The 19,228-nt window shown below is 73.7% G+C and carries 19 protein-coding genes and 1 pseudogene; 10 read left to right on the top strand and 10 right to left on the bottom strand.

What is annotated here, in order from left to right; translation table 11 throughout:
• Nucleotides 1–77: 77 nt before the first annotated feature.
• On the top strand, nucleotides 78–578 hold the full coding sequence (locus tag GKE82_RS09270; RefSeq protein ID WP_107566670.1) for a MarR family winged helix-turn-helix transcriptional regulator: 501 nt from the start codon (nucleotides 78–80) through the stop codon (nucleotides 576–578).
• Nucleotides 579–595: 17 nt separating this feature from the next.
• On the opposite strand, the gene GKE82_RS09265 is transcribed toward GKE82_RS09270, so the two are convergent.
• Together GKE82_RS09265 and GKE82_RS09260 are read right to left on the bottom strand one after the other, a co-directional pair.
• Entirely contained in the window at nucleotides 596–1,750 is a 1,155-nt protein-coding gene (locus GKE82_RS09265) for an acyl-CoA dehydrogenase family protein (protein ID WP_154733081.1), read from the bottom strand.
• The gene (locus GKE82_RS09260) at nucleotides 1,747–2,631 is read right to left on the bottom strand and encodes a 3-hydroxybutyryl-CoA dehydrogenase (RefSeq protein WP_107566668.1); all 885 of its coding nucleotides are present in this window, start codon (nucleotides 2,629–2,631) and stop codon (nucleotides 1,747–1,749) included. The genes GKE82_RS09265 and GKE82_RS09260 overlap by 4 nt, the downstream gene beginning before the upstream one ends.
• 107 nt (nucleotides 2,632–2,738) lie before the next feature.
• Here GKE82_RS09260 and GKE82_RS28210 point away from each other — a divergent pair, with 107 nt between their 5' ends.
• Nucleotides 2,739–3,377 carry a transglutaminase family protein gene (locus tag GKE82_RS28210; protein ID WP_107566667.1) on the top strand — a complete coding sequence of 213 codons (639 nt, stop codon included), beginning with the start codon at nucleotides 2,739–2,741 and terminating at the stop codon, nucleotides 3,375–3,377.
• Nucleotides 3,378–3,382: 5 nt separating this feature from the next.
• Nucleotides 3,383–3,850: an NUDIX domain-containing protein gene (locus GKE82_RS28205; protein ID WP_309233515.1), complete on the top strand. Its 468-nt coding sequence runs from the start codon at nucleotides 3,383–3,385 to the stop codon at nucleotides 3,848–3,850.
• Between the two features lie 9 nt (nucleotides 3,851–3,859).
• Here GKE82_RS28205 and GKE82_RS26945 read toward each other — a convergent pair whose 3' ends face one another.
• Nucleotides 3,860–4,963, bottom strand: a complete 1,104-nt coding sequence (locus GKE82_RS26945; protein ID WP_196189138.1) for a TrmH family RNA methyltransferase — start codon at nucleotides 4,961–4,963, stop codon at nucleotides 3,860–3,862.
• Between the two features lie 44 nt (nucleotides 4,964–5,007).
• Here GKE82_RS26945 and GKE82_RS09240 point away from each other — a divergent pair, with 44 nt between their 5' ends.
• The 6 genes from GKE82_RS09240 to GKE82_RS09215 all read left to right on the top strand — a co-directional run bounded on the left by GKE82_RS09240 (nucleotide 5,008) and on the right by GKE82_RS09215 (nucleotide 12,327).
• Complete coding sequence (locus GKE82_RS09240) at nucleotides 5,008–5,871, top strand: SDR family oxidoreductase (RefSeq protein WP_154733080.1); 864 nt, start codon at nucleotides 5,008–5,010, stop codon at nucleotides 5,869–5,871.
• A 37-nt stretch (nucleotides 5,872–5,908) separates the two neighbouring features.
• The gene (locus GKE82_RS09235; RefSeq protein WP_107566662.1) at nucleotides 5,909–6,334 is read left to right on the top strand and encodes an OsmC family protein; all 426 of its coding nucleotides are present in this window, start codon (nucleotides 5,909–5,911) and stop codon (nucleotides 6,332–6,334) included.
• Nucleotides 6,335–6,493: 159 nt separating this feature from the next.
• Entirely contained in the window at nucleotides 6,494–7,708 is a 1,215-nt protein-coding gene (locus GKE82_RS09230) for an acetyl-CoA C-acetyltransferase (protein WP_154733079.1), read from the top strand.
• 2 nt (nucleotides 7,709–7,710) lie between these two features.
• Entirely contained in the window at nucleotides 7,711–9,900 is a 2,190-nt protein-coding gene (locus GKE82_RS09225) for a 3-hydroxyacyl-CoA dehydrogenase NAD-binding domain-containing protein (protein ID WP_154733078.1), read from the top strand.
• A 636-nt stretch (nucleotides 9,901–10,536) separates the two neighbouring features.
• Entirely contained in the window at nucleotides 10,537–11,817 is a 1,281-nt protein-coding gene (locus GKE82_RS09220) for a hypothetical protein (RefSeq protein ID WP_154733077.1), read from the top strand.
• A gap of 30 nt (nucleotides 11,818–11,847) precedes the next feature.
• Nucleotides 11,848–12,327: a RidA family protein gene (locus GKE82_RS09215; RefSeq protein WP_154733076.1), complete on the top strand. Its 480-nt coding sequence runs from the start codon at nucleotides 11,848–11,850 to the stop codon at nucleotides 12,325–12,327.
• 23 nt (nucleotides 12,328–12,350) lie between these two features.
• Here the strand turns inward: GKE82_RS09215 and GKE82_RS09210 are convergent, their stop codons facing one another.
• The 4 genes from GKE82_RS09210 to GKE82_RS09195 all read right to left on the bottom strand — a co-directional run bounded on the left by GKE82_RS09210 (nucleotide 12,351) and on the right by GKE82_RS09195 (nucleotide 15,787).
• Nucleotides 12,351–13,397, bottom strand: coding sequence for a hypothetical protein (locus GKE82_RS09210; RefSeq protein ID WP_154733075.1), 1,047 nt, complete (start codon nucleotides 13,395–13,397; stop codon nucleotides 12,351–12,353).
• Between the two features lie 113 nt (nucleotides 13,398–13,510).
• Nucleotides 13,511–14,350, bottom strand: a complete 840-nt coding sequence (locus tag GKE82_RS09205; protein ID WP_309233514.1) for a phytanoyl-CoA dioxygenase family protein — start codon at nucleotides 14,348–14,350, stop codon at nucleotides 13,511–13,513.
• 10 nt (nucleotides 14,351–14,360) lie between these two features.
• Complete coding sequence (locus tag GKE82_RS09200) at nucleotides 14,361–15,236, bottom strand: hypothetical protein (RefSeq protein ID WP_154733073.1); 876 nt, start codon at nucleotides 15,234–15,236, stop codon at nucleotides 14,361–14,363.
• A complete protein-coding gene (locus tag GKE82_RS09195) occupies nucleotides 15,233–15,787 on the bottom strand; it encodes an RNA polymerase sigma factor (protein ID WP_154733072.1) in 555 nt (184 codons plus the stop codon). Before GKE82_RS09195 ends, GKE82_RS09200 begins: the two co-directional genes overlap by 4 nt.
• Nucleotides 15,788–15,850: 63 nt before the next feature.
• Between GKE82_RS09195 and GKE82_RS09190 the strand changes: the two genes are divergently transcribed.
• Entirely contained in the window at nucleotides 15,851–17,257 is a 1,407-nt protein-coding gene (locus GKE82_RS09190; RefSeq protein ID WP_309233513.1) for an RNB domain-containing ribonuclease, read from the top strand.
• A gap of 31 nt (nucleotides 17,258–17,288) precedes the next feature.
• Here the strand turns inward: GKE82_RS09190 and GKE82_RS09185 are convergent, their stop codons facing one another.
• The 3 genes and pseudogenes from GKE82_RS09185 to GKE82_RS09175 form a co-directional block, all read right to left on the bottom strand.
• A complete protein-coding gene (locus GKE82_RS09185; RefSeq protein ID WP_255450902.1) occupies nucleotides 17,289–18,437 on the bottom strand; it encodes a hypothetical protein in 1,149 nt (382 codons plus the stop codon).
• Nucleotides 18,429–18,488: pseudogene (locus GKE82_RS31340) on the bottom strand (hypothetical protein); the annotation flags it as partial. The pseudogene GKE82_RS31340 and the gene GKE82_RS09185, both read right to left, overlap by 9 nt.
• 12 nt (nucleotides 18,489–18,500) lie before the next feature.
• Entirely contained in the window at nucleotides 18,501–19,223 is a 723-nt protein-coding gene (locus tag GKE82_RS09175; protein WP_154733070.1) for a calcium-binding protein, read from the bottom strand.
• Between the last annotated feature and the right edge of the window lie 5 nt (nucleotides 19,224–19,228).

Below are 19,228 nucleotides of genomic sequence, written 5' to 3'. Positions count from 1 at the left end.
CCCGGAACTCATCGGTCCGGCGCGTCGGTGCGTCGGCGGACCGGCCCGGCGGGCCGTGTGGCAAGCTCCCCGGGGCCGTGCCCGAGCCGCTGCCCATCGACCCGATCGCCGAGGCCGGACGCCAGTGGGAGAAGCACTGGGGCGCCGAGACCGTCCCTCCCGTGGCGGCGGTCACCTCGCTCATGCGCGCCCACCAGGTCGTGCTCGCCCGCCTGAACGAGCAGCTCGAGCCGCACGGGCTCTCCTACGCGCGCTACGAGGCGCTGATGCTGCTGTTCTACTCGCGCGCGGGGGAGCTGCCGCTCGGGAAGATGGGGGAGCGCCTGCAGCTGCACCCCGCGAGCGTCACGAACCTCGTCGACGGCCTCGAGCGGCTCGGCCTCGTCGCGCGCACCCGGCATCCCAGCGACCGGCGCACGACGCTGGCGCGGATCACCGACGAGGGCCGCACCGTCGCCACCGACGCGACGCGCGCCCTCAACGGCATCCGCTTCGGGATGGAGCCCGTCGGCGACGGCGACCTCGTCACCCTCGCCGACGTCCTGCACCACCTGCGGGCCGCCGACTTCCGCCTGTAGCGCCGTCCGGGTCCCGGCTACGCGGTCATCGCGCGGGCGATGACGACGCGCTGGATCTCGTTGGTGCCCTCGTAGATCTGCGTGATCTTCGCGTCGCGCATCATCCGCTCGACGGGGTACTCGTTCACGTAGCCGTAGCCGCCGAGGACCTGGATGGCGTCGAGCGTGACGCGCATCGCGTTGTCGGACGCGAACAGCTTCGCCATCGACGTGTACTTGCCGACGTTGGGCGTTCCCCGGTCGACCATCGTGCACGCCTTGTAGAGCAGCTCCCGCGCGGCGGCCGTCCCGGTCTCCATGTCGGCGAGCTTGAACTGCAGGCCCTGCAGCTGGTTGATCGGCTTGCCGAACGCGATCCGCTCCTTCGCGTACTCGTTGGCGTAGTCCGTCGCACCCTGCGCGATCCCCACCGCCTGCGCCGCCGCACCCAGCCGCGTGCGCTCCAGCGTGCCGAGCGCGACGGAGAGGCCCTTGCCTTCGACGCCGATGAGGTTCTCGTGCGGGATCCGCACGTCCTCCATCACGGGCGAGCCGGTCGGGGAGCCCTTGATGCCGAGCTTGTGCTCGTAGTTGCCGATCGAGAACCCCTCGCGGTCGGCCTCGACGAGGAACGCGGAGGAACGCCGGTTCTCGCGGTCGGTGATCGCGAAGACGACGTAGGTGTCGGCGACCCCGGCGTTGGAGATCCAGTTCTTCGTCCCGTTGAGGACCCACTCGTCGCCGTCGCGCACCGCGGTCGTGCGCATCGCCGCGGGGTCGGACCCGGCCTCCGGCTCGCTCAGCGCGAACGCGGGCGCGAGCTCGCCGCTGGCGAAGCGCGGCAGCCACTTCTCCTTCATCTCCTCGGAGCCGAACAGGCTGATCGGCAGCGAGCCGAGCTCCTGCAGCATGAGGATCAGCGCGCTCGACGCGCAGACCTTCGCGATCTCCTCGACCGCCATCTGCAGCATCAGCGTCCCGGTGCCGGTGCCGCCGTGCTCGGTGCCGAACGGCAGCCCCAGCACGTCCTGCTCGGCGAGGAGCCGGCGGACGTCCCACGGGTACTCGGCCGCCCGGTCGATCTCGCCGGCGCGCGGCGCGATCTGCTCCTGCGCCAGCTGGCGGACGAGGTCCCGGAAGTCCAGGAGCTCCTGCGGGATGTCGTAGAGGTCGGGGAACGCGGTGGTCGTCATGCGATGGCCTTGGTCGGGGTGGGAGCGCTGTCGTAGTCGTAGAAACCGCGGCCGCTCTTGCGGCCGTGGGCGCCGGAGACGACCATCCGCTTGAGCAGCGGCGGCGGGGCGTACTCGGGCTGCTTGAACTCCTCGTAGAGCGAGTCGCCGATCGCGTAGAGGACGTCCAGGCCGATGAAGTCGGCGAGCGTCAGCGGGCCCATCGGGTGGCCGCAGCCCTGCTTCATCGCCTCGTCGATGTCCTCGCGGGCGGCGAAGCCGTCCTGGAACATCCGGATCGCCGCCATGAGGTAGGGGACGAGCAGGAAGTTGACGATGAAGCCGGAGCGGTCCTTCGTGATCACCGGGTGCTTGCCGATGTCGCGCGAGAGGTCCTCGGCGAGCGCCACGACGTCCTCGTGGGTGTCGTAGCCGACGACGATCTCGACGAGGCTCATCACCGGCACGGGGGAGAAGAAGTGCAGTCCGAGGACGCGCTCGGGGCGCCGGGTCCACGAAGCGATCTCGGCGATCGGGATCGACGAGGTGTTGGACGCGAGGAACCGCGCGTCGGGCAGCAGCGCGTCGAGCTTCTTGAACAGGGAGCCCTTGACGCGGGCGTCCTCGATGATCGCCTCGACCACCCCGTCGACCCGCTGCAGGTCCTCGATCTCGGTGGTCCAGGTGATGCGGTCGACGAGCGCCTCGCCGTCCTCCTCGGCGAGCTTGCCGCGGCCGACCGCGCGGGCGATCGATCGCTCGATCCCTGCGCGGGAGCGCTCCAGCGGCGGGCCCTCGGGCTCGAAGACGACGACCTCCAGGCCCGCGCGCGCACACGACTCCGCGATGCCCGAGCCCATGAAGCCCGCTCCGACGACGCCCAACCGCTCGATCTCGCTCATGCATCCACCGTAGCGATGCTTGGAGGTCAAACCATATGGTCGGGCGCCACGAACTGGAGGATCTTCTGGTGTCGGGAGGGCACCGCCGGGCATGCCAGACTCCGCCGATGCCGACCGTCACCCCGCCCGACGCGCCGCCGACCGACGCGGACCTCGCGCCGACGGCGTTCCTCGACGCCGACCACCCGACCGTCGTCGCGTTCGTGCAGCGCGTCACCGCGGGAGCCGACTCCGCGGTCGAGCGGGTCCGCCGGCTGTTCGCGGCGGTCCGCGACGAGCTGCGCTACGACCCCTTCGACCTGCCCACCGACCCGGCCGCCTACCGGGCCAGCGCCGTGCTCGACGCGGGCCGCGGCTACTGCGTGCCGAAGTCCGTCGTGCTCACCGCGGGCGCGCGGGCACTCGGCGTGCCCTCGCGACTGGGGTTCGCCGACGTGAAGAACCACCTGCAGTCCGAGCGGCTCGCCGAGCAGATGGGCACCGACCTGTTCGTCTACCACGGCTACTCGACCCTCTGGATCGACGGCGCGTGGCGCAAGGCGAGCTCCGCGTTCAACGCCGAGCTGTGCGCGCGCTTCGGCGTCGAGCCGCTGGAGTTCGACGGCACGAGCGACGCGCTGCTGCACCAGTTCGACGCGCAGGGCGGCCGCTACATGGAGTACCTGCGCGACCACGGCACCTGGGACGACCTGCCGCTGGACCATCTCCTGGCCGAGTACGCCCGCGTCTACGGCCCGCCCGCCTGAGCGGGGTGCGCCACAGCGCCGGGATCGTGCTGCACCGCGCCGGACCGGAGGGTCCCGAGGTGCTGCTCGGGCACATGGGCGGCCCGTTCTGGGCCCGCAAGGACGACGGTGCGTGGTCGATCCCCAAGGGCGAGTACGACCCGGCCACCGAGGACCCGTGGGACGCCGCCCGCCGCGAGTTCCGCGAGGAACTCGGCCTGCCGCTCCCGGACGGCCCGCGGCTGGAGCTCGGGGAGATCCGCCAGTCCGGCGGCAAGCGCGTCACCGCGTGGGCGGTCGCCGGGGACCTCGACGTCGACGCGATCGTGCCCGGGACCTTCGAGCTGGAGTGGCCGCCCCGCTCCGGTCGCACCCAGGTCTTCCCGGAGATCGACCGCGCCGCCTGGTTCGGGACCGAGGCGGCGCGGGTGAAGCTCGTGCGGGCGCAGGCGGCCTTCCTGGACCGCCTGCTCGAGCAGCTCGGCTCGCGGTAGCCGTCGCCCTCAGCGCGGCGTCGCGTACCCGAGGATCGCCGCCGCCGCCGCGACGTTCAGCGACTCGAAGCCGCCCGCGGGGACGGTGACCGCGTGGTCGCAGCAGGCGACCTCCGCCTCGGAAAGGCCCCGCTGCTCGCTCCCGAGGACGACGACCGCTCCCGCCGGCAGCTCCTCCGGCCGCACGCCGCCGCGCGGCACGGCCGCGGCGAGCGCCGGGCGGGCGGGGGCGGCGGCGAGCGTTCCGAGGTCCGCGCCGCGGGCCACGAGGCCCGGCGCAAGCGTCGCGCCCGCGGCCGCCCGCAGCGCCCGCCGCGACCACGGCGAGGCGCACGCCTCGTCGAGCAGGACGCGCGGGCGGCCCAGCGCGCGCGCGGTCCGGACGATCGTCCCGACGTTCCCGGCGTCGCGCACGCCCACGAGGACGAGCGCGCCCGTCGGGAGCTCCCCGGGGTCGGGTGCGGCCGGGCGCGGCACGAGCGCCACGACGTCCGCGGCCTGCCCGAGCACGCCGAGCGCGCGGCGGGCGTCGTCGGCGAGCGGCACGCCGTCCTGGCCGCCGAGCAGCAGGCCCGGTCGGGCGCCGAGCGCGGCCGCCTCCGCGATCACGTCGGCGTCCTCGAGTGCGACGACGCGGCCGTCCGGGTCCTCCGCGCGGAGCAGCGCGACGGCGCGGGCGACGCGCGGGTCGCGGGCCGAGGTCACCGCGACGAGCGGGTCGCCGTCGACGCGCTCGCGGAACGTGCGCGCGCCGACGACCCGGGCGCCGAGCGCCGCGGCCCGCTCGCGCAGGCCGCCGTCGGAGGTCGCCACGGTCACCGCGCCCGGGTCGCGGTCCCGCTCCAGCAGCGCGACGATCGTGTCGTCGGCGGCGTCCCGGCGCGACGGGTCGGGCCCGTCCGCGGTGACGACCCGCGCGAGCACCGGCGCCCCGTACGGCCGGGGCGCCCCGTCGACCACGACGGTCGCCTGCGCGCCGGTCCGCGCGCACCACGCGTCGACCGCGGCCACGAGCGCGGTGACCGCCGCGGGACGGTCGCGCCACCACCCGTCCGGGCGGCTCCCGAGCACGTTGAGGGCGTCCACCAGGACGCGGCGCGGGGGAGGAGCCATCGCAGCCGCCACCCTAGCCCCGCCGGCGTGCGAGGATCGCGCCCATGAGCCAGGTGTTCCGGGAGGGGCTGCTCGACGGCCAGGTCTGCATCGTCACCGGCGGCGGCTCCGGCCTGGGCCGGGTCACGGCGCTGGAGCTCGCGTCGCTCGGCGCACGGGTGATCGTCTGCGGGCGGCGCGAGGAGCCGCTGCAGGAGACCGCCGCGCTCGCGCCCGCGGGCAACGTCAGCGCCGCGACGTGCGACATCCGCGAGGAGGACGAGGTCGACGCGTTCGTCGACGGCGTCGTCGCCGAGCACGGCCGCATCGACCTGCTCGTCAACAACGCCGGCGGCCAGTTCCTCGTCCCGGCCGAGTCGATCACGCCGAAGGGCTTCCGCACGGTCATCCGGCTGAACGTCGAGGGCACCTGGCTGATGACCCACGCGGTCGCGACGAAGGCGATGATCCCCCAGCGCGGCGGCAAGATCCTCAGCGTCACGCTCACCCCGCACAACGGGCTGCCCGGCATGGTGCACTCCTGCGCGGCCCGCGCGGCGGTCGACAACATGATGAAGGTGCTCGCGGTGGAGTGGGCGCGCTTCGACATCAAGCTCAACGCCATCGCCGCCGGCGTGTTCGGCACCGACACCTTCCTGACGAAGTACCCGACGCCGATCGTGGAGGGCGCGGCCGCGACCGTCCCGCTGCAGCGGCTCGGACGCCCGGAGGAGATCGCCTGGCTCGTCGCGCACCTCGCCTCCCCGGCGGGCGACTACACGACCGGCTCGGTCATCGACGTCGACGGCGGACGCAACAACTACCTCGGCACCTGGCCGCCCGGCCACGAGTCCGACGACGCGGGCAACCCGCTGGCCGAGGCTCGGCGCCATCTTCGGACTGACGAGGTTCCGCCTCGGGCAGGATGAGCGCCGTACCCCGAACCCGAAACCAGGAGGACCCGACATGCCGTCCATCGGCACCGCGAAGTGGGAAGGCGACCTGAAGTCCGGCCGCGGCGAGTTCGTCGCCGGCGAGAGCATCGGCGGCAACTACTCGTTCAAGAGCCGCTTCGAGGACGGTGACGGCGCCAACCCCGAGCAGCTGATCGGCGCCGCGCACGCCGCGTGCTTCTCGATGGCCCTGTCGAACATGCTCGCCGAGGCCGGCCACACGCCGCAGTCGGTCGAGACGACCGCGAAGGTCACCCTGAAGCTGCTCGACTCCGGCCCCACGATCACGAAGATCGAGCTCACGACGGTCGGCACGGTCCCCGGCCTCGACGAGGCCGCGTTCCTCGAGCACGCCGAGGCCGCGAAGGCCGGCTGCCCGGTCTCCAAGGCGCTCGCGGGCGTCGAGGAGATCACGCTGGACGCCTCGCTCGCGGGCTGACCGCCGTCCCCTCGAGGGCGACCGTCGCGCAACGTACTGGCACTCTGCCAACAACGCGCTACGATTCCGCGGCCGCCGATTCGATGTCGTCGGCGGTCCGCGGGCCCGGTCCCATCACGCCCCGCGCCTGAGAGAGCTACCTCGAGGAGTTCATCCCCCATGAGCACAGAAGCGTTCGTCTACGACGCGATCCGCACCCCGCGCGGGAAGGGCAAGTTCAACGGCTCGCTGCACAACGTGAAGCCCGTCGACCTGGTCGTCGGCCTCATGCACGAGACCCTGGCCCGCAACGAGTCCCTTGATCCCAACCAGGTCGAGGACGTCGTCCTCGGCTGCGTGTCGCCGATCGGCGACCAGGGTGGCGACATCGCCAAGACCGCCGCCATCAAGGCCGGCCTGCCGGACACCACCGCCGGCGTCCAGCTCAACCGCTTCTGCGCGTCCGGCCTCGAGGCCGTCAACGCGGCGGCGCAGAAGGTCGCCTCCGGCTGGGAGGACCTCGTCTGGGCCGGTGGCGTCGAGTCGATGTCCCGCGTCCCGATGGGCTCCGACGGCGGCGCCTGGGCGATGGACCCGGAGACGAACTTCGACACCGGCTTCGTGCCCCAGGGCATCGGCGCCGACCTCATCGCCACGGTCGAGGGCTGGACCCGCGAGGACGTCGACGCGTTCGCCGCCCGCTCGCAGGAGCGCGCCGCGGCCGCCCAGGCCAACGGCTACTTCGACAACTCGGTCATCCCGGTCCGCGACATCAACGACCAGATCGTCCTCGAGAAGGACGAGTTCATCCGTCCCGGCACGACCGTCGAGTCCCTCTCCGGCCTCAAGCCGTCGTTCGCGGTCATGGGCGAGATGGGCGGCTTCGACGCCGTCGCGCTCCAGAAGTACCACTGGATCGAGAAGATCAACCACGTCCACCACGCGGGCAACTCCTCGGGCATCGTCGACGGCGCCGCCCTCGTCATGATCGGCAACGAGGAGGCCGGCAAGCGCAACGGCCTCACGCCGAAGGCGCGGATCGTGTCGACCGCCCTCTCCGGCGCCGACCCGACGATCATGCTGACGGGCCCCGGCCCGGCGTCCAAGAAGGCGCTCGCCAAGGCCGGCCTGACCGTCGACGACCTCGACCTGATCGAGATCAACGAGGCGTTCGCGTCCGTCGCCCTGCGTCTGGTCAAGGACCTCGACGCCGACATGGACAAGGTCAACGTCAACGGCGGCTCGATCGCCATGGGTCACCCGCTCGGCGCGACCGGCGCGATGATCCTCGGCACCATCATCGACGAGCTCCACCGCACCGGTGGCCGCTACGGCCTGTGCACCCTGTGCGTCGGCGGCGGCATGGGCATCGCGACCGTCGTGGAGGCCCTCTAGCCATGAGCACCATCCGCTACGAGAAGGACGCGGACGGGATCGTCAACCTCGTCCTCGACGACCCGAACCAGTCCGCCAACACGATGAACGCCGCGTTCATGGCCTCCTTCAAGGAGACCGTGGACCAGCTCGAGGCCGAGAAGGACTCGATCAAGGGCGTCATCATCACCTCCGCGAAGAAGACCTTCTTCGCCGGTGGCGACCTCAACGACCTCCGTCGCGTCGGCCCCGGTGACGCGGCCGAGTTCAGCGCCGGCGTCGAGGACCTCAAGGCCGACATGCGTCGCCTCGAGACCCTCGGCAAGCCGGTCGTCGCCGCGATCAACGGCGCCGCCCTGGGCGGCGGTCTGGAGATCGCGCTCGTCGCCCACCACCGCGTGGTCGTCAACGACCCGAAGATCCAGCTCGGCTTCCCCGAGGTGCAGCTCGGCTTGCTCCCCGGTGCCGGTGGCGTCGTGCGCTCCGTGCGCATGCTCGGCATCGTCAACGCGCTCATGGGCCTGCTGCTGCAGGGCCAGCGCGTGCGCCCGGACAAGGCGCTCGAGATGGGCCTCGTCAGCGAGCTCGTCGACAGCCCCGACGACCTGATCCCGGCGGCCAAGAAGTTCATCGAGGCCAACCCGGAGTCGCAGCAGCCCTGGGACGCGGACAAGAAGTACAAGATCCCCGGCGGCACCCCGCAGACCCCGGCGCTCGCGGCGAACCTGCCCGCGTTCCCGGCCAACCTGAAGAAGCAGCTCAAGGGCGCCAACTACCCGGCCCCGAAGGCGATCATGGCCGTCGCGGCCGAGGGCGCGCTCGTCGACTTCGACAACGCGCTCGCGATCGAGGGCCGGTACTTCACGAACCTCGCCACCGGCCAGGTCGCGAAGAACATGATCCAGGCGTTCTTCTTCGACATGAACGCGGTCAACGGCGACCGCAACCGCCCCGAGGGCATCGAGAAGTACGAGGCCAAGAAGGCCGTCGTGCTCGGCGCGGGCATGATGGGCGCCGCGATCGCGTACGTGTGCGCGAAGGCCGGCATCGAGGTCGTCCTCAAGGACGTCTCGCAGGAGGCCGCCGACAAGGGCAAGGCCTACAGCGAGAAGCTCGTCGCCAAGGGCGTCTCCAAGGGCAAGGTCACGCAGGAGAAGGGCGACGCCCTGCTCGCGCGGATCACCCCGACGACCGACCCGGCCGCCGCGGCCGGCGCCGACATCGTCATCGAGGCGGTCTTCGAGGACCCGTCCATCAAGGAGCAGGTCTGGAAGGAGATCGAGCCGCACGTCGCGCCCGACGCGATCCTGGGCTCCAACACCTCGACGCTCCCGATCACCGACCTGGCCGGCAACGTCAGCCGCCCGGAGGCCTTCATCGGCCTGCACTTCTTCTCCCCCGTGGACAAGATGCCGCTGCTCGAGATCATCAAGGGCGCCGGCGGCGGCGACGAGGTCCTCTACAAGAGCCTCGACTTCGCCAAGCAGATCAAGAAGACCCCGATCGTCGTCAACGACTCGCGCGGCTTCTTCACCTCGCGCGTCATCGGCACGTTCATCAACGAGGGCATCGCGATGGTCAACGAGGGCTACTCGCCCCAGACCATCGAGCAGGCGTCCTCGCAGGCGGGCTACCCGGCGCCGGTCCTGCAGCTGACCGACGAGCTCAACATGGAGCTCATGGTCCGCATCCGCAAGGCGGGCAACGACGCGCTCGTGGCCGAGGGCAAGGAGCCCATCAGCCACCCGGCGTTCGACGTCATCGACAAGATGATCGAAGCCGGCCGTCCCGCCCGCGTCCGCGGCGCCGGCTTCTACGAGTACGGCGAGGACGGCAAGCGCACGGGGCTGTGGAGCGGTCTGAACGACCTCTTCCCCGTCACCGTCGACCCGTTCACCGTCGACCTCAAGGACCTCGAGGAGCGGATGCTCTTCGCCGAGGCCCTCGAGACCGTCAAGTGCCTGGACGAGGGCGTGCTCGAGACCGTGTCCGACGCCAACATCGGCTCGATCATGGGCATCGGCTTCCCGGCCTGGACGGGCGGCGTGATCCAGTACATCAACGGCTACGAGGGTGGCGTCGCCGGCTTCGTCGCCCGCTCGCGTGAGCTGGCCGAGAAGTACGGCGAGCGCTTCGAGCCGCCGGCGTCCCTGGTCGCCAAGGCCGAGGCCGGCGAGATCTACAGCGACGAGCCGGTGGCCGCCACCGCGTAGCGGTCGCCCCACACCGGACCGTCGTGCCCGAGGGCCCCGCCGCGTGCGGGGCCCTCGCCCGTTCCGCCCCGGGCGCCCGGGTGTCCGGGGGCGTCCCCGGACGCGAACTGGGTGAGCAGACGCCCACATATGGGCATGGGCCCGCCCGGTTCGGCCGGTCGGGCAGCCGTCGAGCACCCGCACCGTCACCGGGCGCGCCCGCGCTCAAGTCCCGGCCCGCGCGAGCCGATACGCGCCGGGTGACGCACCTGCGGAAGATCCCGGTCCTCGCCGTCCTCGCCCTGGGAGCCACGCTCCCGGTGCCGGCCGCCCACGCCGCGACGGCGAAGAAGGCGCCGGCCAAGCCCAAGGCGCCCCTCGGCGTCGTCGTCGCCGCCAAGGACCTCAAGACGGTCGGCACCGTCAGCTGCGCGCGCATCGGTGGCACCTGGTACGCCGGCACGCGCACGAAGGCCGGCCGCTTCCTCACCTTCAAGCGCCAGGCGGCCAACGCCCGCTCCTCCGCGAGGACGCTGAAGGGCGCGGCCCGCACGAAGAAGCTCGCCGCCGCCCGGCGCTACGACCGCAAGGCCGGGAGCCTCGTCCCGTACTGCAAGCTGCGCCCGGCGGTCGTCGGGCAGCCGCTCCCCCTCGAGCGTGCCGTGGGGTCCCGGCTACGTCGCCCCGCCCGCCGCGCCGGTGCGGTTCGACCTCACGGGTGCGGCGGGCATCGCCCTGCGCGACCCGTCGATGCCGCTCCCGGCGACGCGCGCGACCAACACCGGCGTCTCCAACCTCGCGGTCGTCGACGGCGCCGGCCGCCTGCGCGAGGCGCTCGTGTCCGGCACCGTCCAGGCCAGCCGCTTCCTCATCGCGCCGAACGACCGGCTGTTCGTCCTGTTCGTCAGCCCCACGCCGCTCGCGCCCGACGGCCCGTCGTGCCTGCTCGCCGAGGTCGGGCGTCAGGACGGCGTCCCGACCTGCGTCGACAGCACGCTGGCCTCGGTCTGGTGGGACGGCTACGGCGGCGGCGCCGGGGCACCCAACCCGGCGGTGCAGTTCGACGACCGCGGCGGCGTCTACTACCTCGGCGGCACCGCCGACGGCCGCACCGTCCTGCGCCGCTTCTCGGGTGGGGTGCGCACCGACCTCATCACCGACAACGCCTCGGTCAGCGACTTCCTCGTGCTCGGTGACGGCACCGTGCTGCTGACCGGGTCGACGTCGAACACCCAGGCTCCGTGGCTGCGGCGCATCGCGCCGGGCGGGGCGCTGCGCACCCTGCGGGCATCGGCCGCGAGCTTCCTGCGCCGCTTCCCGGACGGCAACGTGTACTTCGGGGTCAGCGTCACCGGGGACTACGGCGTGCGCCGCTACCTCGCCGCCAGCGACGAGGTCGATCCGCCGCTGTGGATCGGGCCCGGGCGGGAGGACGGGCTGCCCCCGCGCAACGACAGCACGTCGCTCTGCTCCGACTGGGTCAGCAACCAGGGCTTCTGCTCCAGCACGGGCAGCTGGATCAGCAAGGCGTTCACGACCCTGCAGGGCAAGGTGTTCGTCATCGCCGGCGGGGGCTCCACGGGCCAGCTCGTGCAGTACTTCCCGACGCTCGCGCGCCCGACCACCGCCGTCACGAAGGTCGCGGTCGCCCAGGGCGTGCTGAACCACGTCGTGCTCAGCGGGGTGGGGGCGCAGGAGCGCAACGTCACGACGCTCTACGACACCACCGACGGATCCGAGCGCGTGCTCATCGGCCCGGACGCCGAGGTCGAGGTCTACCACCTCAACTACCGCGCCGACGACAACCGCATCCTGTTCGACGGCCTGCGCTTCGCGGACAACACCTACGTCCTCGGGCAGATCGATCTCGACACCGGGGCGGTGACCACCACCGCCACGACCCCGCGGCGGCTGCAGGCGTTCCAGACGTTCCGGTAGCGGGTCCTCGCGGCCGGTAGCGTCGTGGTGATGAGCACCGTCGACGACCGCCTCACCGAGCTCGGGATCGCGCTGCCGGCGCTGTTCGGCGGACCGCCGGGCTTCGAGCGGCGCTTCGACCGGGTCCACGTCGACGGTGATCTCGCGTACGTCTCCGGGCACGGTCCCGTCGACGGCGCGACGGTCCTGTCGCAGGGCCGGGTCGGCGGTGACCTCACGCCCGAGGACGGCTACGCGGCGGCCCGCGCGACCGGGCTGTCGATCCTCGCCTCGCTGCGCGACGAGCTCGGCTCGCTGGAGCGGGTCGGCTCGTGGGTGAAGGCGCTCGGGCTCGTCCGCGCGGCGCCCGGGTTCACGGCGCTCCCCGGGGTGATGGACGGCTTCACCGACCTCGTGCTGGAGCTCTGGGGGCCCGACCGCGGCCGCCACGCGCGCTCGGCGATCGGCGTCGCCGAGCTGCCGTTCGGGATCCCGGTCGAGGTCGAGGCGATCGTCCGCCTCGCCGACTGACCGGTCGCCCGTCGCCGGTCGCCTCAGGTCATGCCCTGGAGCGCGCGGACGCTCGCACGGTGCAGGTGCGTGATCTCGTTGCGGGTGCAGCCGCCCTCGAAGATGCCGCGGTCGCACGCGTCGCCCCGGTACTTGTAGGAGCCCGACTCGAAGCTCAGGAAGGCGCGGCCGCGCGACAGCGTGATCCCCTCCGCCATGCTCGGGGCCGCGAAGCACGTCACGTCCTGCGGGTAGGCGTCGTCGAGGTCCCGCCGACCGCGTCGCACGACGTAGACGTTGCTGCGGTTCTCGCTGCCGTAGGAGGTCGAGAAGAAGAAGTGCGTGCGCGTCACCGCGAGACCCTGGGTCTTCTTCGGGACCTGGATCCACGAGCCGGACGTGCCGATGAGTCGCGGGCCGCCCTTCGGGCCGACGCGGAAGCGGTACATGCGGTTGCGGGCGTCCTGCGAGAACGTCCCCGCCCAGAAGCCGTCCCCGTCAGCGGCCAGGAACGAGGCGTTGAACCCGCTCGTGCCGACCTCGAGCCGGTGCTCGGCCGCCGCCGTGAGCGGACGGCCGTCGGCGAGGCGCTCGCGCACGCGGTCCAGCGGGAAGCGCAGGACGGTCGGGACGCCCCCGACCTCCTCGCCGGCCACGAACAGCCACGGACCGACGACGGCGACGCCGCCGACGTGCGCGTCGACCGGGTCGCGGCCGCCGGGCCGCACGAGCACCGGCATCCGGGTCGTGGCGCCGCCCGGCACCATGCCGACGATCACCGCGCGGTCGGTCGTGTCGTTGTAGGCGGACTGGACGAGCAGGTCGACGCCGCGGCCACCCCAGGCCCGCCAGGTGCCCAGGCCCTGCGGCACGTAGCCGTCGAGCAGCGGGCCGGGCACGGCGCGCGCGAGCGCGAAGGTCCCGTCGTACACGGTCGAGGCGCTCGGACCGTTGTAGAACGGCCGCGAGCCCTCGTCGTCGGCGCAGCTGATCGACTCGTCGGCGCGCTCCCACGGCTCCGCGGCGGCGGCGGGGACGGCGGGGGCCAGCAGCGCGCAGGCGACCAGCAGGGCGGGGGTGAGACGACGCATGACGCTCATCCTGCTCGGCGCCGGACCGGCTCGCGCCCCGCTCTCATCGATTCCTCACGCGCGCCGCGCGCACCCGACGACGCCGAGTGGACCGCAGATCCTTCCGGGAAGGATCAGGCGTCCACGTGACCGGTGGGCCACAGGACGGGGAACAGCGGGTGCGCGAGCGGCGCGCCCGCGGCCAGGCCGCTGCCGTCGGTGGCGGCGAGCTCCGGGAACGGCGGGCTCGTGCGGTGCGGGCGCGGCGCGTAGGTGACGTCGTCCCCGGTCAGCCGCAGGCTGAACGCGCGGCGCCGGGTGGGGGAACCGCCCGCGGCGTGCAGCGTCAGCATGTTGAACGCCACCGCGTCCCCGGGCTCCATCGCCCAGCCGACGATCGGGTGGGCGTCGCGGTCGGCCTCCACGTCGGGGACCTCGTCGAGCGCGCCCTCCTCGAAGACCATCGGGGTCTTGCGGACGAACGAGCGCGGCATGAACCAGCGCCCGTCCGCGTGCGAGCCGGCGACGAACTCCAGCGTGTTCTCGCGCGTCACCGGGTCCAGCGGGATCCAGAACGACACGGTCTGGGTGCCGTCGATGCAGTAGTACGGCTGGTCCTGGTGCCACGGGCTCGGGTCCAGCGTGCCGGGCTCCTTGACGAGCAGGTGGTCGTGGAAGACGCGGGCGGCGCGCGAGCCCATCAGCTGCGCACCGGCCCGCGCGAGCGCCGAGCCGCGCACGACCCGCTCGTACTCCGGGATGCGCGTCCAGTTGCGGAAGTCCTCGACGAACGCGCCGGGCCGGTCGGGCCCGGTCGCGTTCATGCCCAGCTGCGACAGCGACGCGAGGTTGCGCTCGACGCCGGCCGCGAGCGTCGCGACCTCCTCGGGGGTGAGGAGGTCGCGCAGCACGACGACCCCGTCGCGGCGGAACGCGTGGACGAGGTCGTCGGGCAGGAGGGCGGCGTCGGTCACGCGGCGCAGGCTACCGCCCGTCGCGCACGGGGTTGCCGTCCCGGTCCAGGACGATGACCCGGGTGTCGGCGGTGGTGGGGATGTCCAGCAGCCTCCGGTTCTCCGCCGAGCCCTCGAGCGTCTCGAACACCGGCACGGTGAACGAGCGCACGACCTCGAGTCCGTCGGACGTCCGCACGACGACCCGGCCGGCGACGGGGGCGAACGACTCCGGGTCCACGTCGTAGGTGATGGTCCGGCTGCGCGCGTCGGTCACGTCGGTGGCCACCAGCCGCCGGACGGTCCGCCCGCCCGAGGACACCTCGCCCTCGTCGCGGAACTCGCCGCGGGCGAGCGCGTCGCGCAGGCCCTGCACGGGATCGGGCCCGAGCCCCTCGAGGCCGTCCAGGGGCATCACGGGCCCGTCGGCGGGGTCGATCCGCTGCACGCGCAGCGTGTCGATGTTCGTGACGTAGACCCGCAGCGTCCCGTCGGCGTAGCTCATCTCCAGGGGGCCCTGGGGCTCCTCGCCGTCCGCCGGTGCGGAGCCCGCCGAGCGCGTGCGCCAGGCGTCGGCCGCCGGGTCGCTCCAGGTCTCCGAGACGACGGTCGCGTCGCCCGGGCCGCGGGTCGGGACGTCGCTCGACCGCAGGCGCAGGTGGACGATGCCTCCCTCGGGGTTCAGGGCCGCCTGCGCCTCGGCGACGGCGTCGAGGCGCTCGCCGGCCGCGCCCCCGCCGACGGCGAGGACGGCGGCGACGATCGCGGCGGCCGCGACCGCCGTGCCGCCAAGACCGAGGGCGAGACGGCGGCGGGGCGGGCGGACCGGGTCCGGGTCGGGGGCGGCGACGCGGGACACCTGCGCCCCGAAGTCGTCGAGGTAGCGGTCGTACTGGGTCGGGCTCATGGCTGGAGGGCCTCCTTGGTGGTGGGTGGGTCGAGCAGGTCGGCGAGCGCGGACAGTCCGCGGGAGACGCGCGCCCGCGCGGCGGGCTCCGCGATCCCCAGGCGGGCGGCGACCGCGGGGTAGGGCAGCTCCTCGACGACGCGCAGCGTCACGGCGTCGCGGACCGCCGGGGAGAGGGTGGCGAGCGCCGCGCCGAGGTCCTCGCGCAGCGCGGCGAGCCCGGCGCGGCGCGTCAGCTCCTCGAGCACCGCGGGGGACGCGGGCGGCCGCTCGAGCTGCAGCCGGGCGCCGGCGCGCCGTTCGATCCGGCCGCGGCGGTGGTACAGCGCGAGCTGGCGGCGGGCGATCCCGTACAGCCAGCCCGCGGCCTCGGCGTCGCTGCGGCCGCGGTAGCGGCGGCGGCCCTCGACCGCCAGGGCGAAGGTCTCGGCCCAGAGGTCGAGGGCGATCTCGGGGTCGCCCGTGCGCCGGGTGAGGAAGACGAGCAGGTCGTCCGCCAGCCGGGCGTAGAGCGCCGCGACGTCGAGTGGTGGTCGGTTCGAGCGTGCCATCGCGACAACAGTTGCACCGCCCCCGTCCGCTGTGACACGAGGGCTCGCCGTAGGCTTGCGGACGTGCTGCGCGTCCCCGCCCCGTCCACCGACCTGCGCGCCGCGTTCGACGCGATCCGCGCCGAGCTCGACGTGCCGCAGGCGTTCCCCGCGGAGGTCCTGGCAGCGGCGGAGGAGGCCGTGCGGGCGCCGCTGCCCGCGCGCGACCTCACCGACGTGCCGTTCTTCACGATCGACCCGCCCGGCTCGATGGACCTCGACCAGGCGATGGCGCTCGAGCGTGACGGGGACGGCCACCGCGTGCGGTACGCGATCGCCGACGTGCCCGCGTTCGTGCCGCTGGGCTCGCCGCTGGACGCGGAGGCGCGCCGGCGTGGCGTGACGATCTACGCGCCCGACGGGCGCACGCCGCTGCACCCGCCGGTGCTCAGCGAGGACGCCGCCTCGCTGCTGCCCGACCGGGAGCGTCCCGCGTTCGTCTGGGACCTGCGTCTGGACGGTCGCGGCGTGGTCACGGGCGCGACGGTCGCCCGGGCGCGCGTGCGCAGCCGCGCCCGCCACGACTACGCGTCCGTCCAGGCGACGCTCGATGCGGCTGGGGCACCCGAGGAGCTCGTGCTCCTGCGCGAGATCGGGGAGCGGCGCATCGCCCTGGAGCGCGAGCGCGGCGGCGCGGAGCTGCCGATGCCCGCCCAGGAGATCGAGGAGCACGACGGGCGCTACGCGCTCGTGTACCGCCCGCAGGTGCCGGTCGAGGACCACAACGCGCAGATCTCGCTGATGACCGGCTCAGCCGCCGCGCAGCTGATGCTCGACGGCGGGATCGGCATCCTGCGCACGATGCCGCCGCCCGCGGGGGAGGCGGTCGGGCAGCTGCGACGGCAGGCGCGCGCGCTCGGGGTCGCCTGGCCCGACGGCGTCGCGCACGGGGCGTTCCTGCGCTCCCTGAACCTCGCGCGGCCCGAGCACGTCGCGATCGTCCACGCCGCCAGGCGCCTGTTCCGCGGGGCCGCCTACACCGCGTTCGACGGGACGGCCCCGACCGGGGACGACGCGCGGCACGCGGGCGTCGCCGCCCCGTACGCGCACGTCACCGCGCCGCTGCGCCGGCTGGTCGACCGCTTCGGGCTGCTCGTCTGCGCCGCGCTCTGCGCCGGCGAGCCGGTCCCCGAGGACCTGCGCGCCGCGCTGCCGCTGCTGCCCGACCTCATGCGGGCGGCCGACCGGCGCGCGAGCAGTGTCGAGCGCGCGTGCCTGGACGCGGTCGAGGCGGCGGTGCTCGCGCCGCGCGCGGGGGAGACGTTCCGCGGGGTCGTCGTCGGCCGGGACGACCGGGGCGCGCAGGTGCAGCTGCACGACCCGGCGGTCGTCGCGCCGCTGGAGGGCGACGTGCAGCTCGGCGACGAGCTCGACGTCCGGCTCGTCGAGGCGGACGTGGCCCGGCGGGTCGTGCGGTTCGCCGCCGCCTGAGCGCTCACCGGCCGCGGCGGCCCCGGGGCGTCTAGCGGGCCCGGTACGGCGCGATGCGGAAGGTCGTGGTGACCGGGGCCGAACGGTTGCCGGCCGCGTCCTGCGCGACGGCGGTGAGCCGGTAGCTGCCCCGCGGCAGGGCCCGCCGGCCGATCCGGCCGGTGAACGTGTACGTCGAGGGCCCGGCGGTCGCGGTCCGGCGCAGGGTCCCGGCGGTCGTGGCCACCGTGCAGGCGCGCTGGCGCAGCAGCGCCGCGGCGCGGCGCGTGCGCGCCGTCCCGGTGAGCCGGCGGACCGCCGCGAGGCGGGCGATCTGGCGACGGACCGTCGCGACGCGACGTCCGGTGCGCGGCGAGCAGGGGCTCGTGGCGGCTGCGCGCAGCCGGATGCCCGGTCGTGTGCGCGCCACGGTGAGCGTCACGACCGCGGGCTCGCTCAGCCGCCAGGAGACCTGCGTCGTCTCGCGGACGGCCGCGGCGACCGCCGTGGCGTCGGCGCCGGTCGCGAAGGTGCGCCGCGACAGGCGCAGCGCGGTGAGCGACGGGGCGGTCGTGTCCGGCACGGTGCCCGGGCCACCGGTGGTCGGCGTCGAGGCGCTGCCGCCGGTCGGCGTCGAGGTGCTGCCGCCGGTCGGGCCGGGGCTCGTCCCGTTGCCCTGCGGCGTCGGGACGATCGTCACCTCGACGCTCTCGCAGTTCACGGTGGTGTCGACGTTGTCGACGCGAGCCGTGTCGATCCCGGCACCGCAGTCGACGGTGTCGGCGGAACCGTCGCGGGACTCCAGGGTGTCGTCGCCGGCGTCGCCGAGCAGCGTGTCGGTGCCGGTGCCGCCGGTGAGCGTGTCCGTGCCGGGGCCGCCGAGCAGCGTGTCGTCGCCGCCGCGACCGGACAGCGTGTCGCCGCCGTCCCCGCCCTCGATGCGGTTGGGGCCGTCCCCGCCGGTGATCGTGTCGGTGCTCGAGCCGCCGAGCACGTTCTCGTTCTCGGCACGGACGTTGTCGGCCTCCCCGGGCGCGCCGTCGTCGGCCACGTCGTCGATCGTGACGGTCATCGGCGTCGTCCGCGTCTCGTAGGTGACGGTGTCGGTCCCGGAGCCGCCGAGGAACACGTCGGGGCCCGCCCCGCCGTCCAGCGTGTCGTCGCCCGCGACGGGGCCGCCGTCGTCGGTCCCGCCGAGCAGGACGTCCGGGCCGCCGCCGCCCTCGAGCCGGTCGTTCCCGCCGCCTCCGACGAGGCGGTCGGCCTAGCCCGTCCCGCCGATGGTGTCGTCGGCGGAGCCGCCGAGCACCCACTCGACCTCGGTGACGTTGTCGCCCTCGCCGGCGCGGCCGTCGTCCGCGATCCCGTTCTGCGAGACGCGAACGGGCCGGGTCCGGGCCGAGAGGTCGAGCCGGTCGAACCCGAGGCCGCCGGTGTACACGTCGCCGGCGGGGGTCGCGGCGGTGTCGTCGCCGGCCTCGTCGACGAGCGTGTCGTCGCCGTCCTCGCCGAGGACTTGGTCGGCGCCGGTCGTCCCGATCAACCGGTCGGCGCCGGGCCCGCCGAAGAGCTTGTCGTTGTCGTTGCCTCCGAAGAGCTGGTCTTCGCCCGAGCCACCGGTCAGCGTGTCGTTGCCGCCCTGCCCGTTGAGCGTCGCGGGGATCGTCGCCTGGATGTCGACCACGATGTTGTCCGGGGCGTCCTTGCCGCTGGCGACGAGTCGCTCGATGTCCGCGGACGGGCAGTCGGCGAAGTCGCCGCTCTGGCTGCAGCCGCTCATCGCGGTGACCTTGCCCAGGACGTCCCGGACCTGGTACCGGTTTCCGAAGTCGAGGATCGAGATCTCGTGGCCCTGGGTGGCTTGCGGCTGCACGAAGACGCCGTCGAAGACGATCAGCGCGTTGGTGACCACGGCCGTGGCGGGTGCCGGGGTCCAGGCGAGAACGAGAACCGCCGAGAGCGCGGCCGGAGCGATGAGTCGCAACACCGACC

The organism is Conexibacter sp. W3-3-2, assembly GCF_009707605.1.
Taxonomy (GTDB): Bacteria; Actinomycetota; Thermoleophilia; order Solirubrobacterales; family Solirubrobacteraceae; genus Paraconexibacter; species Paraconexibacter algicola.
This window is presented reverse-complemented; position numbering and strand designations above follow the sequence as displayed.

Coding starts and splice junctions, on each gene's coding strand:
- GKE82_RS09265 (WP_154733081.1), bottom strand. CDS start 1,750: ATGACGACCACCGCGTTCCCCGACCTCTACGACATCCCGCAGGAGCTC.
- GKE82_RS09240 (WP_154733080.1), top strand. CDS start 5,008: ATGAGCCAGGTGTTCCGGGAGGGGCTGCTCGACGGCCAGGTCTGCATC.
- GKE82_RS09210 (WP_154733075.1), bottom strand. CDS start 13,397: ATGCGTCGTCTCACCCCCGCCCTGCTGGTCGCCTGCGCGCTGCTGGCC.
- GKE82_RS09225 (WP_154733078.1), top strand. CDS start 7,711: ATGAGCACCATCCGCTACGAGAAGGACGCGGACGGGATCGTCAACCTC.
- GKE82_RS09200 (WP_154733073.1), bottom strand. CDS start 15,236: ATGAGCCCGACCCAGTACGACCGCTACCTCGACGACTTCGGGGCGCAG.
- GKE82_RS09195 (WP_154733072.1), bottom strand. CDS start 15,787: ATGGCACGCTCGAACCGACCACCACTCGACGTCGCGGCGCTCTACGCC.
- GKE82_RS28210 (WP_107566667.1), top strand. CDS start 2,739: ATGCCGACCGTCACCCCGCCCGACGCGCCGCCGACCGACGCGGACCTC.
- GKE82_RS26945 (WP_196189138.1), bottom strand. CDS start 4,963: ATGGCTCCTCCCCCGCGCCGCGTCCTGGTGGACGCCCTCAACGTGCTC.
- GKE82_RS09215 (WP_154733076.1), top strand. CDS start 11,848: ATGAGCACCGTCGACGACCGCCTCACCGAGCTCGGGATCGCGCTGCCG.
- GKE82_RS09230 (WP_154733079.1), top strand. CDS start 6,494: ATGAGCACAGAAGCGTTCGTCTACGACGCGATCCGCACCCCGCGCGGG.
- GKE82_RS09235 (WP_107566662.1), top strand. CDS start 5,909: ATGCCGTCCATCGGCACCGCGAAGTGGGAAGGCGACCTGAAGTCCGGC.
- GKE82_RS09260 (WP_107566668.1), bottom strand. CDS start 2,631: ATGAGCGAGATCGAGCGGTTGGGCGTCGTCGGAGCGGGCTTCATGGGC.